The organism is Thalassospira sp. MCCC 1A01428, assembly GCF_002115825.1.
Lineage (GTDB): Bacteria > Pseudomonadota > Alphaproteobacteria > Rhodospirillales > Thalassospiraceae > Thalassospira.
This window is the reverse complement of the sequence record NZ_JFJZ01000163.1, coordinates 1-615: the sequence shown is the minus strand read 5'-3', so window position 1 is coordinate 615 and position 615 is coordinate 1. Positions and strand designations below refer to the sequence as shown.

1 pseudogene is annotated in these 615 nt (G+C 54.0%); it reads right to left on the bottom strand.

The features are described 5' to 3' along the window. Positions 1 to 615: pseudogene (locus tag THS27_RS27100) on the bottom strand (hypothetical protein); the annotation flags it as partial.

Below are 615 nucleotides of genomic sequence, written 5' to 3'. Positions count from 1 at the left end.
CAGTCCATTCCAACACCCCCAGTTCGCGATAGGAAAACTGGTAAGAAACCACCATCGCATCGGGCGATGCCCCGGCGGTTAGCACTGCCTTGGCCTTAACCCCCGATCCATCCCGGGTCGAATATAAAACCTCGCTGACATCAAGCCCGTTGGGCGGTTCCACATCACCCATACCGGGCAAGCTACTTGCTGCATTGGCCGCAACAATCACCTCGTCGGTGGCGTCCCAGTCATAGGTTTGCGGGCTGGTTTCGCGCAAAGTCAGATCCACCCCGAAATAGGGCACATCCCCGTCATCACGCACCGCCAAATTCCAGCGGATCACTTCAAACGGTTTATCAACCCACCCCCATGACACCCGGTTAAATTTAACCACATCACCCACCGTCACCTGAAAGGCAAACAGGTTGCATTTCAGGTCCACCTGCACTTGCTGGCGGTTTTTCAACAGGGCAATTTTCTGCAAACGCTGCCCGGCAGAAACGCTATCGGTAAACAAAAATTCCCGATCTACGGCAATTTCCTGCCCACCATCCTCGTCAATAAAGGTTTGCGATTTTAACACTGGCAAATCAGTCGGCTGCCAAAGGGTTACCTTGCTGGCATACACCCCGC